This is a genomic window from Maribellus sp. CM-23, from assembly GCF_021354595.1.
GTDB lineage: Bacteria > Bacteroidota > Bacteroidia > Bacteroidales > Prolixibacteraceae > Draconibacterium.
On sequence record NZ_JADWYJ010000001.1, the window covers coordinates 1,606,249 to 1,620,405 of the forward strand.

Below are 14,157 nucleotides of genomic sequence, written 5' to 3' on the forward strand. Positions count from 1 at the left end.
ATCAATTTAAATATTGTACAGATATGAGTATGTTTTGTTTTCAGTGTCAGGAAGCCGCCAAAGGAACCGGCTGTACCATTGCAGGAGTTTGTGGAAAAACCAGTGATGTAGCGAACCTGCAGGACACTTTGCTTTTTGTTTTGAAAGGGATTAGTTGGTACAACGAAAAACTACGTGCAATTGATGCCAACCCATCGAAGGTTGACAAGTTTGTTTTCGACGGACTGTTCGCCACTATTACCAACGCCAATTTCGACAAAAAGGCATTTGAAAGAAGAATCATCAAAGCCCTTCAGGTTAGAAACGAACTTTATATTCTTTGCAAAAGTACAGGCGTTATCCTGCCCGACAACCTTCCGGATTGTGCTAAATGGACGGCATCAAGCACAGAAGCCTTCGAAAAGAAAGCTGAAGAAGTTGGGATTTTGAGCACTGAAAACGAAGACATCCGTTCGTTGCGCGAACTTATTATCTACGGTGTGAAAGGCTTGGCGGCTTATGCGGAACACGCCTGGAACCTGGGTAACAAAAAAGATGAGATTTTTGCTTTTATGCAACGTGCACTGGTGGCTACAACCGAAGACCTGTCGGTGGATGAACTGGTAGCACTTACGCTGGAAACCGGAAAATACGGTGTGGATGTGATGGCATTGCTTGATGCCGCCAACACTTCAGCATACGGAAACCCGGAAATGACCAAAGTAAACATTGGCGTTCGAAACAATCCGGCTATCCTGATCTCGGGGCACGACCTGAAAGACATGGAAGAACTGCTGAAACAAACCGAAGGAACCGGCGTGGATGTGTACACTCACAGCGAAATGCTGCCGGCGCACTACTACCCGGCGTTCAAAAAATACAAACACCTGGCTGGGAACTACGGAAATGCCTGGTGGAAACAAAACACCGAGTTCGAAAGCTTTAACGGCCCGATCCTGTTCACCACCAACTGTATTGTTCCGCCAAAAGAATCAGCAACGTACAAAGACCGTATTTACACCACAGGAGCATCCGGTTTGGAAGGAGCGATTCATATTCCGGATCGTAAGGACGGCGAGATGAAAGACTTTAGTGCCATTATTGAACATGCCAAAAAATGCGCAGCACCGCAGGAAATTGAAAGCGGCGAAATCATTGGTGGATTTGCACACGCACAGGTTTTTGCACTCGCTGATAAGATTGTGGATGCCGTAAAAACCGGTGCCATCAAGAAATTCTTTGTAATGGCAGGTTGCGACGGACGCATGAAGAGTCGCGATTACTACACGCAGTTTGCAGAACAATTGCCACAGGATACGGTCATCCTGACCGCCGGTTGTGCCAAATACCGCTACAACAAACTTCCGTTGGGCGACATTGGCGGAATCCCACGCGTAATCGACGCCGGACAGTGTAACGATTCTTACTCACTGGCAGTGATTGCGCTCAAGCTGAAAGAAGTTTTCGAGCTAAACGATATCAACGAATTGCCGATTGCCTACAACATTGCGTGGTACGAACAAAAAGCGGTAATCGTATTACTCGCACTTCTTTACCTGGGCGTGAAAAACATTCACCTCGGACCAACATTGCCGGCCTTCCTTTCGCCCAACGTAGCCAATGTATTGGTAGAAAACTTTGGAATTGGCGGAATTACCAGTGTTGACCAGGATTTGGAAATGTTCCTCGAATTAAGCGAAACAGACAAATAACATAGCATTAGGGACAAAAAGGAGACTGATTTTTACGGGCATCCACTGAAAGGTGGGTGCCTTTTTTATTGCTTACGCTGCGAACTCCTTGCAACAACTGATTACCAAAATTTACTTGATCATTCAATAGATTAACTTCTCAGGATTTTGTCGATTATCCCAAAACGTTAATAAAACCACTTCCTTGTTCCCCGATTTCACCAAATAAAACACACTGTTGTGCTTGGTTATAAATCCCTTTCTAACATTTTTTCTTTTGGAGGATTCAATAAACATTTTAGGATTTTGCGCAATCGCATTGAGAACCCGGTCCGTTTTTTTGATCAGTGATTCAACCTCTTTAATTCCCCACTCTTTTAACAGATAATCAAGAATGTTCTCAAAATCGCTTTTTGCTTTAGGAGACCAGAAAACTTTCATCTCAAACCATATTTGGCCCTAATTTCCTGCAAGACAACATCATGTGAGAGCTCCTCCCCTTTTTCAACCTGTTCCAGGGCAAGATCAATTGACTCTTTAACGGAAAGCGGTAATTCATCCCACCAGTCATCATCCTTTTCCTGTTTCAAAATATGGCTAACCAATTCAAGAAGTGCAGGTTTATCTGTCTTCAAAATTAAATCAACCAACTCCAGTTTTTTTGCTTGAATATTCATGACCTAAATAATTGCTAAACAAATGTAAGGAAAAAGCATTTCAGATGAAGCAAACGCGCTGATTATAAAAGGACATCTCCTGAGATGAGGATGCCCTTTTTTCTTTATTTCTCAACAACATTAAATACAATATCTACCATTCCAACGGTATAGCCCTGGGTGCTTAAATCAGGTTTTACATCGGGAGAAACTTCCTCGGCAACAAAATTTCCGGTCTTTACCAAAGATTTGGTTGACTCTATTAATTTTTCTTTGCTAAACAACTCTCCGGATCTTATAGAAACGACACGGAGAATATCATCTGGAACATTTTTGTTACCTCTTAACTCAATTTTGCGAAACTGATAAAGTCCTCCTTCAAAAATCTTAAAGGTAAAATCAGTTCTACCGTCCGATTTCTTAGTTGGAACAGGTTCTACATTAAAAAATAGATATCCATTGTTAAGATAAAGATCAGAAACGGGACCATGGTAAAGCTGTTGATCAATCTGTTTCTGCGAATAGGTATCTCCTTTTTTAATATCTAAAGCCTTATTCAACTCATCAGCAGTATAAACCGAATTACCCTCCCAGGTAATATTCCCGATTACTACTTTTGTTTCCTGTGAATTCTCATTTAGTGCTTCAGTCTCTGTGTTATTCCGATATTCGGGCATTGCAAAAGCATACAAAATGCCTGCAGAAACCGGTATTATCAATAATAACTTCAGTTTTCTTAATGGTGATTGAATTATTGGATTCATCATGTTAAATCGTTTTTTATTGAATGAAAAGTTAAAAGAACTGGTCAACGGAATGATTGACCCACCAAATGTTTGGTTGAGTAGAGCCGCACGGTAAACACCCGGATTCAAACTGCTCTGCAGCGCATGTTTATCTGCCAGGTATTCGTGATTCTGCCTGATCAGTCGGCCATAAAACCAGACAATCGGGTTAAACCACTGAACGGTGCGCAGGACCTCAAAAATCAATAAATCGATCCAGTGTTTTTGCCGGATGTGTTCCTGCTCGTGTTTCACGACTTCGCCTAGTTCAGGTTCGTCAATTGAAGGATGGACAAATACAAACGAAATCAGTGAAAACGATGCGGGAAATTCGACATTACGGATCAGCTTTGCATTTCTGTACCGACATACTTTTGCCTTGAAAATGACTCGAAGAACCGGGATAGTGGACTTTAACATCCGGAAGACCATAAATAAAACTCCCGTCAAATACAGAAACAGCACAGCCTTTTGTACTGAAAACAAATTTGTTGTAACAACGACCTCATCTGCCCCTTGTTGCGGTATTCCGGCAATCGACTCGATTGACCCAGTATTAAGTTCGACTGTATAATACCAGGTAAAAAATGGTAAAAAGCCAGCTGCCAGTATTCCGCCAACCAGAAAAATCCGATTGAGGACAAAATATCGCTCATTTTGCAAGAACAATAGATAAACCAGAGTAAAACCTGCTAACCAAAGCGCTGACTTTAGTAAATAAAAGGCGAATGTTTCCATAGGTGGGAGCTTATTTATCTTTTGATAATTGTTGCTTGGTTTCTTCCATCAACTTTTCCAGATCCTGGATATTCAAATCCTTTTCTTTAGCAAAAAAAGTAGCAAGCGCCGGAAACGAATTGTTAAAGTAATCTTTCATAAGCCCAAAAAGCTGTGACTTCGAATACTCTTCCTTTGTAATTACAGGATAGTAAACATGAAGGTTTCCGTAGCTTTTATGCGCCACAAATTCTTTCTTCTCCAAAACCCGCAACACGGTTGAAACAGTATTTCGGGCTGGCTTTGGCTCGTTAAAGCGATCGCGGATATCGCGAACAATTCCTTCGCCCATTTCCCATAAATGCTGCATAATCTGCTCTTCTGCTTTTGTCAGTTGCATATCAGTATCTTTTTAATTTGTCAATCCTTCAAAACAAATATATGACTATATTTTTAGTCACAACGCCGTTCTTTGACATTTTAACTATTTTTATAGTCATAATGCACATAGACTACTGAATTTCATCTATATCCAATTCCGTCTTTCACCCCTACTGATTGACCTACGTTATAATCTTACCAACTCAAAGTACAAAAGACGTTCTAATTATACGATTCAACGTGCTCCACAAGACTTCCAAATATGAACTTCTGTCAGATGTGTTTGTTATTTAATGCATGTTATAGAGCGACGAGAAAGGCGATACAGAAAGCCATTTCTTAAAAAACCAACGATAATTTAACAGATTTACATTTGATCATTAACCTTAAATAATTATCCGGCAACCAAGTAACAAAAGAATCCATCCAATTGCACGAAGCCATTTTAATAGAAAATGTGTTCAACGAAATTGATGCTAATTGAAGTGCATATCCATCAGTTAACAAACAAATGGAACGCCCCGGATTCCTTTAAAAACTTAAAATTTTAACGCTATGAAAAAATTACTTTCCCTTGGATTAATACTGGCCTCATTCAGCGCAATGGCGCAAGAAGAAATCCGTGTTCAGCAAAAAGAATGGGCCCTGAACAACGCAATGCAGCCAGCATTTGTGGTGGATGTACCGCAGACTACAAGTAAAGATGCCATTGCCCTTTGGGAAGAGACCCTGGTTCCGAAGAACTTTTTCGACACCTTTAAAAAACTCCCGAAAATGGAAAAGGAAGACAAAGAGAAGTGGGTGATCCGCCGGGTAGTAGTGGCTGAAATCAGCCCCGATACACTTGATATTTACACACGCATCACGTCTACAAAGGACAGAATCACTTTTGCTACCCTGTTCGACAACAACGGAAGTTTTATTGGCGCCCAATCGGGTTCCGGCACCGAGAAAGCACAGGAATACGTCCATAAATATGCTGCAGAGCTTTACCGGCAGGGAGTAAGAAACGAAGTAGGTGAACTGGAGAAAGAACTCAGGAAAATGAAAAGTGACTATTCGGGTTTCGACAGAGACAATAAAAAGATGGACCGGAAATCGGCCGGAAAACAATCTGATATCGACGACCTGAACCATGACCTGAAGGGATCCAAAAGCATATTAAAATCCAACATGCTGTCGGATGGCGACAACCCCAGTCCTCTATCGGGTGAAGCAAATAAAACCCTGAACGATGATATCAAGAAAACCTCCAATGAGATAAAAAAGGCCAGGAAGTCGGTCGATAAATACGATAAGAAAATTGATAAAAACACCAGCAAACAAAAGCTACTCTTAAAGGATATCGAAAATAAAGAGCAAGAAATCACAAAAGCTCAGCAAAAGCTGGAGAACATAAAATAATTCCGGTGAATTAAAAAGTACTTAACAAGCGTATTTTTCAAACAAACAGCCGGGCACAAGCGGGCAGGATTCAGCAACAGAATTACGGTTACCGAAGCTGAATCCTGCCTTTTGTATGCCATTATCCGTCAGACACTAAAATGTTTACAGCGGTTGAAATGTCCGAATATCAGCCACCGGATCCCGGTATCCGAATACAGCTAAATATTAAATAATGAAGAATTTAATCATCATTAACAGGGCAATTTTGCTGAACAAATGGGGAAATTCTAATTTTGTTACACTTTATTTAGACAGCAGACAAATTCTAAAATCAAATAAACAAATACAAAATGGGTAAAATAGCCGAAAACGTAAAACCAGGTGTAGTAACCGGTTCTGACGTACAATTCATTTTCAAAGTAGCAAAAGAAAATCAATTTGCACTTCCGGCAGTGAACGTAGTAAGTTCATCATCAGTAAACGCAGTTATGGAAGCAGCTAAAAAAGCCAATGCTCCTGTTATCATCCAGTTTTCAAATGGTGGTGCTGTATTCAATGCCGGTAAAGGATTGAAATTGGAAGGACAACAAGCTGCTATTTTAGGCGCTGTTGCCGGTGCAAAACACATCCACACTTTGGCTGAAGCTTATGGTGTTCATGTAATTCTGCACACCGACCACGCTGCCAAAAAACTGTTACCCTGGATTGACGGGTTACTGGATGCCAGCGAAAAACATTTTGCTGAAACCGGAAAACCGTTGTTCAGCTCGCACATGCTTGACCTGAGCGAAGAGCCGCTGGAAGAAAACATCGAGATCAGCAAAAAATACCTCGAAAGAATGAGCAAAATGGGTATGACCCTTGAAATTGAGTTGGGTATTACCGGTGGTGAAGAAGACGGTGTTGACAACTCTGATGTTGACTCTTCAAAACTTTACACCCAGCCAGAAGAAGTTTGCTATGCGTACGAAGAACTGAGCAAAGTTTCTCCGAACTTCACTGTTGCGGCTTCTTTTGGTAACGTACATGGTGTTTACAAACCTGGTAACGTAAAACTTACTCCGAAAATTCTTGATAACTCACAGAAATACATCCAGGAAAAACACAACACTGCTGAAAAACCAGTAGATTTTGTATTCCACGGAGGATCAGGTTCTTCACACGAAGAAATTCGCGAAGCACTTTCTTACGGTGTAGTTAAAATGAACATCGATACTGACACTCAGTGGGCATACTGGGATGGCGTTCGTGCTTTCGAAGCTGCCAGCCACGATTACCTGCAGGGACAAATCGGTAACCCGGAAGGTGACGACAAACCCAACAAAAAATTCTACGATCCACGTGTTTGGGTAAGAAAAGCTGAAGAAGCAATGATCGCTCGTTTGCAGGTTGCTTTTGAAGACCTGAATGCAATTGATGTAATCTAAGCAGATACGATCATCACAACATAAGAAAACCGCCTTCTCGTACAGGGAAGGCGGTTTTTATTTGATAAAAAGTTAAGTCAGGCTAAACCAGCGAATCACCTTTTTTGATCCGCACATCGGTTACAAATTTCTTGATCTGGTCTTCGTCTTCCAAACGACAGATCATCAGTGTTTCGTTCGACTCGGCCACAATGTAACCATCCAGTCCCTGGATAACGGCTGCTTTTTCACCCGAAATATTCACAATGCAGTTTCGCACATCGTAGGTAAGAATATTGTCGCCTTCAATTAAATTTCCGGACTCGTCTTTTGCCTTGTTTTCATACAACGAGCCCCAGGTTCCCAGGTCGCTCCACCCAAAATCGGCAGTCAGCACGTACACATTGGTGGCTTTTTCCATAATCCCATAGTCGATCGAAATCGCCTGGCATTCGGAATAAGCCTTTTTAATAAAAGCCTCTTCGTTGGGCGTATCCAGCAAATGCTCACCTTTCAGGAAAGTTTGCGATATTTCTGGAAGGTGTTCGTCAAAAGCTTTCATAAAACAGTCAACCGAGGAAATAAATATCCCGGAGTTCCAGTAAAACTCACCGGTTTCGATAAATATTTTTGCCATTTCCACGTCGGGCTTCTCCGTAAAGGTTTTCACCTTGTAGAGATTGTCCAGATCGTTAAATTCTTTTTTCTTTTTTACCTGGATGTAACCGTAGCGGGTTTCCGGACGACTGGGTTTTATCCCCAGTGTTAGCAACCTTTCCTTCACATCGAGGAAAGCCAGCCCGTTTTTCAACTGGCTCACAAATTCTTCTTCTTTCAGAATTAAATGATCGGAAGGAGTTACGATGATCTTTGCTTCCGGATTTTTCAGCCGTATTTTATGAAGTGCATAAGCCAAACAGGGCGCCGTGTTGCGTCTTAGCGGCTCAAGCAAAACCTGCTCTTCACCTAATTCGGGTATCTGCTCCAACACCAGGTCTTTGTACCGAACATTGGTCACAACCAAGAAGTTTTCTTTGGGTATCAACCTTGAAAAACGTTCGTAGGTTTGCTGCATAAATGTGCGGCCGGTTCCTAAAATATCCATGAACTGTTTGGGTTTGGCGGTGCGGCTGAGTGGCCAGAAACGGCTGCCCAAACCACCTGCCATGATAACGCAATACGTATTATTCATACTAAGTCTGTTTCTTCGGGAATCAGTGCAAACACCCCGCTTGCGGGATTTAAAATGCTTGCCTTTTGCTTCCTTTTTATATCCTCTGTTTCCTATAAAAGTACCAATTTAAAAATCATATCGAAATAAGTACGGAGGAATTTTATTTCTATTGTGCTCAATCGGCACATCAAAAGTTTTGTATCCATCATATAAGTTGTAATTTTATCCGGACAGAAAAGCAGGAATCGAATGCGAATGGGATTTTTTTTTCACATAGGCCGCTACTTTTCGATGTTATCGAAAGTGTTTACCCGTCCCGAAAAAGCCAAAATGTATGTGCGTCAATTGTTTCTTGAGATTGACAACCTCGGAGTAAACTCGGTATGGATCGTTATCATTATTTCCATTTTCATTGGAGGTATTATGACCATCCAGTTTGCACATGCACTAGCCAATCCGCTCTACCCGAACGAACTGGTAGGACTTGGCACCCGCGACACCTTGTTGCTGGAGTTCTCGTCAACCATGCTCGCACTGATCATGGCAGGGAAGATCGGCTCTAACATCACCTCCGAAATCGGTACCATGCGCGTTACCGAGCAAATCGACTCGCTGGAGATTATGGGCGTGAACTCGGCCAGCTACCTGATATTTCCCAAGATCGTGGCGGTGGTCTTCATCTTTCCTTTCCTCTACATCATGAGTGTTTTCTTTGGTCTGCTGGGAGGAATGCTGACAGGTCCGCTGGTGGGAGTAGTTACCATTCCGGAATACATCGACGGTATTCAATGGCTATTCTACCCGTATTACGTTACTTTCTCCATTATCAAGTGCCTGGTTTTTGGGTTTCTCGTTTCGTCGGTACCTGCCTATTTTGGGTATTATGTGCAGGGAGGTGCGCTCGAAGTGGGAAAAGCCAGTACCAAGGCCGTTGTTAATACCAACATTCTGATCCTGTTTTTTGACCTTCTTCTAACACGTTTACTCCTTACATGATCGAAGTAAAAAATATATCAAAAGCGTTTGATGGCAACCAGGTCTTAAAAGATATATCCATCACCTTTGAGCCCGGAAAAACCAACCTGATCATCGGGCGAAGCGGTTCGGGAAAAACCGTATTGCTGAAGTCGATTCTTGGTTTGTTTGATATCGATCAAGGTGAGATCTGGTACAACGACCGCAACCTGGTGCAAATGAGCAACAAAGAGCGAAAACTGCTCCGAAGCGAAATTGGAATGGTTTTCCAGGGAGGCGCGCTTTTCGACAGTGTAAGCGTGGAAGGCAATGTCCGCTTTCCGCTCGATATGTTTACCAATATGAGCGGCCCCGAGAAAATAAAGCGTGTTCAGTTTTGCCTCGACCACGTGAACATCGACCGGCAGGCTTACAAACTTTATCCCAGCGAAATAAGCGGAGGGATGCAGAAACGTGTGGCCATTGCGCGTGCGATCGCCCTCAACCCGAAGTACCTGTTTTGCGACGAACCCAACTCGGGCCTCGATCCGGAAACATCTACAGTGATCGACCAACTGATCCAGGCTCTTACGAAGGAATTTCAGATGACCACCATCATCAACACCCACGATATGAACTCAGTAATCGAAATCGGTGAATCGGTTTTGTTTATCAGCAAAGGCGAAAAAGAATGGGTGGGCACCAACCGCGAAATCCTGGATTCGGGCAATCAAAAACTCGATGACTTTATTTTTGCCAACAAGCTGTATGCGCAAATGAAGAAGGGGAAGTAGAACTTACCTGATGATTAATATTATCTCAGCAGTTTTTCAACTTCTTTTTCCAAAATTTCCTCGCTACTGGGCCGGGGCGCGAATTTCATAGCCACCTTTCCTTGCTTATCCAATAAAACATAGTGTGGCACACCCTCAAATCCGAAGATATCCTTCAATTGTTTCTGTTCTTCATTGGTCAATAAAAAATGCTCTCCGTCAATACCTTCTTCTTTAATTGTATACCGCCAGCTGGCTTCGCTGCTTTGTACTCCCAAATACACAAAAACCACGTCTTTGCCTTTGAACTTTTCTTTTAGTTGTTTTGCATATGGCATCTCTGCCATACAAGGCTTGCACCATGGTCCCCAAAAATCAATATAAATCACATTGTTTTTATACTTCGTAACCAAATTCTGTAAAAAATCATTTTCACGCACTTTTGCATCAATATTGAAATCGGGATGCAATTCCGGATTTTCAACCAGCTTCTGTTCGTGGTTGAATTTACCCACCACTTTTGCCCTGAACTTATCATCTTCAATCAGCGAAAAATCAATCAGATACTTTAGATCATTGTACTTTCCATCTTCCAACATATAATACAGAAAACTTGACAATACAACATCTTTCGCAAATCCCGTTGTAGCTGTCTGGTAGTAATTAACAAAATATTTGTATCCTTTCTCAAAATCAGTATCCAAAAGCCGGTTATAAAACTGAAACGTATCGACCGGTATTTTTTTTCGCTCATATAAGTAATAACCTTCCAAGAAGTTGATGTAACTGCTGGTTTCAAAAAGTTCGTCTTCTCTAAAGTTCTTCATCGAATCAAGAAAATCAAAATACTCCGGTGGAACTAGGCTGTTATACCCATCCTTTGGCATTTCCATCTTATTTAGATAAGCATGAAATGCCGGATACTGAAACAAGATTGACCATATCCTGTATTTTAAATGATTTTGTGCCCAGCGTTTAAAATGTTCTGAAGTATTATTCATTGCATTGAAATCCGTCAATGCTTCGCCATACCTTCCAAGTTCGCGATCAAGGAACTGCCTCGCTTCTATTCCCGTATACTTTTTAAGAGAATCATTCAATGCCAAGTGATGAAAAACTGAATCTTCGCAATAAGCAAGAAATCCTGAGATATCCTTATTCATCCTTTCGGAGGTTCCTCTTACTTTCAAATGATCATATAAATCGCGGTAAGTTTCACTTATGTTAGAAATAAAGTCGTTATCAATAATAATGTGAACGGAATCTCCGGGAGCAATAAATACCGGAAACCTAGCTTCGTAACGAATCAAAATATTGGTTGCGTCTTCCAAATCCAATCTGAACCAGAATTTTCCAAAATTATCAATAGTAGGATTTAATTTTAATGCTTTTCCCGGAAACTGAGGAACAAGTATTTCTAGTGAATTATAGTCAGGTAAGTTATTAAAGCCGACGATCTCTCCGGTGACAATTGTTTTCTGGGTTTCATCAGATATCTCTGTTTTTCTGCATGATACCAAAACAAGGAGAGCAAAGAATGCTATGAGAGCTATTTTCATATTTTAGGTTTTTAGTGAAGATACAGTAAATAAAATTTTGTTCAACAGAAAATGCTCTCCAAATGATGTTTCCCTCTAATCAATTTCACGCTGCATTTTTTTTAAACATATTGAGGCTTCTACAAAAAGCAGGAATAAGAATTTGAACTGCGTTCTTCTGCCTATCTTTACTCCATGAACTACGAATGCCTGATTTGCCAGGTAAAAGCCCTGGAAAAACGAATGGACAAATACGAAATCGCAGAGGAGAAGCGAAACACACTGGTAAGTGAGCTGATCCAATCCATTGCCGGGATTGATCTAGACATCAGTTATTCTCCCGACATTTCGCGCAACATTATTGACGAACTGGAGAAACACTCCCCGATTTCCGATCCGTACAAAACCGAGAAAGAAGAAAGCAACCAGGAAATGCTGGCCCGCTACGATGGCTTCAAAGAAATGGTCAGCCAGGCTCCCGATCCGTTTGATACAGCACTACGACTGGCCATTGCCGGCAACATCATTGATTTTGGCCCCACACACCAATTTGATGTTTGGGGAACCATCGACCGCGTAATGACCAGCGATTTTGCCATCGACGATTCGGATCAGCTGCGGAAAGAAATTGCAAAGGCAAAGTCCGTTCTTTACCTGGGAGACAATTGCGGCGAAGTGGTGCTCGACAAACTTTTCCTGGAAACCATCCAGCATCCGAATGTCGTGTTTTCCGTTCGCGAGCGGGCCATTCTAAACGATGTAACCTTAAAGGAAGCCAAAGAAGTAGGTATTCCCCAGGTAGCAAAACTGGTATCGAACGGCGACCACGCTCCCTCCACCTTGCTTCACAGGGTTAGCCCGGAGTTTAAAGCAATGTATGATTCCGCCGACCTGATCATTTCAAAAGGAATGGGAAACTACGAAGGACTGATGGACCAGAACGATCCCCGCTTGTTTTTCCTGCTGATGATCAAATGCCCGGTTATCGGCAAAAAGATCGGCGCACAAAAAGGCGACTTTGTGATTAAACGTAGTACTTCCTGCTAAGAGTTAAACCCGCAAAAGCCTATTTTTTAGGAACCAGGGTCACCACCGGAATGATCATTTCTTCCATTGAAATGCCCCCGTGCTGAAAGGTATCCTTGTAATAATTGGCGTAGTAATTATAGTTATTCGGATAGGCAAAAAAATCGGTTCCCTGCGCAAAAATGTAGCTGGTACTTACGTTTCTTGACGGCAGGTAGATCTTTCGCGGATCGCGAATTTCAAATACGTTCTTCGACTTAAAATTAAGGTTCTTCCCCAGCTTGTAACGAAGGTTGGTATTTGTTTCCCTGTCACCAATCACTTTCACCGCATTATCCACCCGAATGGCTCCATGGTCGGTAGTGATAACCAGCCGGATATCGTTGTCTGCCAATTCTTTTAAAAGTTCCAGAATGGAAGAATTCCTGAACCAGCTAAGTGCCAGCGAACGATAGGCCTTTTCGTTGTTGGCCAGCTCACGGATCATGTCCATTTCGGTACGTGCATGCGAAATCATGTCCACAAAATTGACCACCATTACCGAAAGATCATTCTCCAGAATATTCTTCAGGTTATCGGTTACCCAACGTTCTTTGCGAACACCCGAAGCTTTTTCAAAATACAAACTCTCCTTCCGCCCGAAACGGGCCATTTGCTTTTGCAGTAAAACATCCTCGTTTCGGTTTTTATGGCCTTCGTTGTCATCGTCCTCCCATAACTGCGGATATACTTTCTCAATTTCCGAAGGCATCAGGCCAGCAAACATCGAATTTCGGGCATACATAGTTGCGGTGGGTAAAATACTGCAATACAGGTCTTCGGTTTGCGTACGGAAATACTCATTCACAACCGGGCTAAAGATGCGCCACTGGTCGTAACGCAGGTTATCGATCACCAAAACCAGTGTTTTTTTCTTTTGATCGAGTTGCGGAAAAACAACGTGCCTGAAAATATCGGTCGACAACATCGGCCGGTCGCCCAATTCCCTGTTAAACCAATCGGCATAATTGTCTTTTATGTAACGAAAGAAGGCTTTATTGGCATCTTCCTTTTGCATCGCCAGAATCTGGTCCATGGTCGAATCTTCCGACTCACTTAACTCCAGCTCCCAGTAAACCAGCTTTTTGTAGATCTCCTTCCACTCATCAAAACTAAGCCGGTCGCTTATCTCCATTCCGATCTGAGCAAACTGCATCTGGTATTTCGACGTGGTTTGCTGGGTTACCAAACGTTTCTGATCGATGTTCTTTTTCAGCGTTAATAAAATCTGCTTGGGATTTACGGGTTTAATAAGGTAGTCGGCAATTTTGGCCCCCACTGCCTCATCCATAATGTTTTCTTCTTCACTTTTGGTGATCATTACCACCGGAACATTGGGCGAAATTGCCTTGATGCGGGTCAGCGTTTCCAGCCCGGTCAAACCCGGCATGTTCTCGTCCAGAAAAATGATATCGAAATAACTACCACCTACTTTCTCAACCGCGTCAAGTCCATTTGTAGCTGTCTCCACTTCGTACCCCTTCTCTGTCAGAAACAGAATATGGGGGCGTAGCAGGTCAATTTCGTCGTCGGTCCAAAGTATACGTGGTTTATTCATACTCATTGTTTTATTATTATTCATGTAAAGATAGAAACAAAAAAAGTGCCGCTGAAGTATGGCATTAACAAAGTTTAACCACTTAATGGGTGAA

General features: G+C 42.1%; 13 protein-coding genes and 1 pseudogene. 6 read left to right on the plus strand and 8 right to left on the minus strand.

Annotated elements, in window-relative coordinates:
* Positions 1 to 23 precede the first annotated feature (23 nt).
* Positions 24 to 1,691 carry a hydroxylamine reductase gene (gene hcp / locus INQ51_RS06345; protein WP_233377038.1) on the plus strand — a complete coding sequence of 556 codons (1,668 nt, stop codon included), beginning with the start codon at positions 24 to 26 and terminating at the stop codon, positions 1,689 to 1,691.
* 123 nt (positions 1,692 to 1,814) lie between these two features.
* Here hcp and INQ51_RS06350 read toward each other — a convergent pair whose 3' ends face one another.
* From INQ51_RS06350 to INQ51_RS06365, 5 genes and pseudogenes are all read right to left on the minus strand, one after another.
* Positions 1,815 to 2,111: a type II toxin-antitoxin system RelE/ParE family toxin gene (locus INQ51_RS06350; protein WP_233377039.1), complete on the minus strand. Its 297-nt coding sequence runs from the start codon at positions 2,109 to 2,111 to the stop codon at positions 1,815 to 1,817.
* Positions 2,108 to 2,347: a hypothetical protein gene (locus INQ51_RS06355; RefSeq protein ID WP_233377040.1), complete on the minus strand. Its 240-nt coding sequence runs from the start codon at positions 2,345 to 2,347 to the stop codon at positions 2,108 to 2,110. The genes INQ51_RS06350 and INQ51_RS06355 overlap by 4 nt, the downstream gene beginning before the upstream one ends.
* A 104-nt stretch (positions 2,348 to 2,451) precedes the next feature.
* Positions 2,452 to 3,093, minus strand: coding sequence for a POTRA domain-containing protein (locus INQ51_RS06360; RefSeq protein ID WP_233377041.1), 642 nt, complete (start codon positions 3,091 to 3,093; stop codon positions 2,452 to 2,454).
* A 48-nt stretch (positions 3,094 to 3,141) separates the two neighbouring features.
* A pseudogene (locus tag INQ51_RS22720) lies at positions 3,142 to 3,849 on the minus strand (M56 family metallopeptidase); the annotation flags it as partial.
* A gap of 10 nt (positions 3,850 to 3,859) precedes the next feature.
* Positions 3,860 to 4,228 (minus strand): BlaI/MecI/CopY family transcriptional regulator, encoded by a 369-nt coding sequence (locus INQ51_RS06365; RefSeq protein WP_233377042.1) that lies wholly within the window; start codon positions 4,226 to 4,228, stop codon positions 3,860 to 3,862.
* A gap of 536 nt (positions 4,229 to 4,764) precedes the next feature.
* Between INQ51_RS06365 and INQ51_RS06370 the strand changes: the two genes are divergently transcribed.
* Both INQ51_RS06370 and fbaA read left to right on the plus strand, forming a co-directional pair.
* Positions 4,765 to 5,613 carry a hypothetical protein gene (locus tag INQ51_RS06370; protein ID WP_233377043.1) on the plus strand — a complete coding sequence of 283 codons (849 nt, stop codon included), beginning with the start codon at positions 4,765 to 4,767 and terminating at the stop codon, positions 5,611 to 5,613.
* Between the two features lie 332 nt (positions 5,614 to 5,945).
* Entirely contained in the window at positions 5,946 to 7,022 is a 1,077-nt protein-coding gene (gene fbaA, locus INQ51_RS06375) for a class II fructose-bisphosphate aldolase (protein ID WP_233377044.1), read from the plus strand.
* Positions 7,023 to 7,104: 82 nt separating this feature from the next.
* On the opposite strand, the gene INQ51_RS06380 is transcribed toward fbaA, so the two are convergent.
* On the minus strand, positions 7,105 to 8,193 hold the full coding sequence (locus tag INQ51_RS06380; protein ID WP_233377045.1) for a mannose-1-phosphate guanylyltransferase: 1,089 nt from the start codon (positions 8,191 to 8,193) through the stop codon (positions 7,105 to 7,107).
* 237 nt (positions 8,194 to 8,430) lie between these two features.
* Here INQ51_RS06380 and INQ51_RS06385 point away from each other — a divergent pair, with 237 nt between their 5' ends.
* A complete protein-coding gene (locus INQ51_RS06385; RefSeq protein ID WP_233377046.1) occupies positions 8,431 to 9,171 on the plus strand; it encodes an MlaE family ABC transporter permease in 741 nt (246 codons plus the stop codon).
* Positions 9,168 to 9,923, plus strand: coding sequence for an ABC transporter ATP-binding protein (locus tag INQ51_RS06390; protein ID WP_233377047.1), 756 nt, complete (start codon positions 9,168 to 9,170; stop codon positions 9,921 to 9,923). Before INQ51_RS06385 ends, INQ51_RS06390 begins: the two co-directional genes overlap by 4 nt.
* 20 nt (positions 9,924 to 9,943) lie before the next feature.
* On the opposite strand, the gene INQ51_RS06395 is transcribed toward INQ51_RS06390, so the two are convergent.
* The gene (locus INQ51_RS06395) at positions 9,944 to 11,461 is read right to left on the minus strand and encodes a TlpA family protein disulfide reductase (RefSeq protein WP_233377048.1); all 1,518 of its coding nucleotides are present in this window, start codon (positions 11,459 to 11,461) and stop codon (positions 9,944 to 9,946) included.
* Between the two features lie 174 nt (positions 11,462 to 11,635).
* Between INQ51_RS06395 and INQ51_RS06400 the strand changes: the two genes are divergently transcribed.
* Positions 11,636 to 12,487, plus strand: a complete 852-nt coding sequence (locus tag INQ51_RS06400; RefSeq protein ID WP_233377049.1) for a damage-control phosphatase ARMT1 family protein — start codon at positions 11,636 to 11,638, stop codon at positions 12,485 to 12,487.
* A gap of 19 nt (positions 12,488 to 12,506) precedes the next feature.
* On the opposite strand, the gene INQ51_RS06405 is transcribed toward INQ51_RS06400, so the two are convergent.
* On the minus strand, positions 12,507 to 14,063 hold the full coding sequence (locus tag INQ51_RS06405; protein WP_233377050.1) for a bifunctional response regulator/alkaline phosphatase family protein: 1,557 nt from the start codon (positions 14,061 to 14,063) through the stop codon (positions 12,507 to 12,509).
* Positions 14,064 to 14,157: the final 94 nt, after the last annotated feature.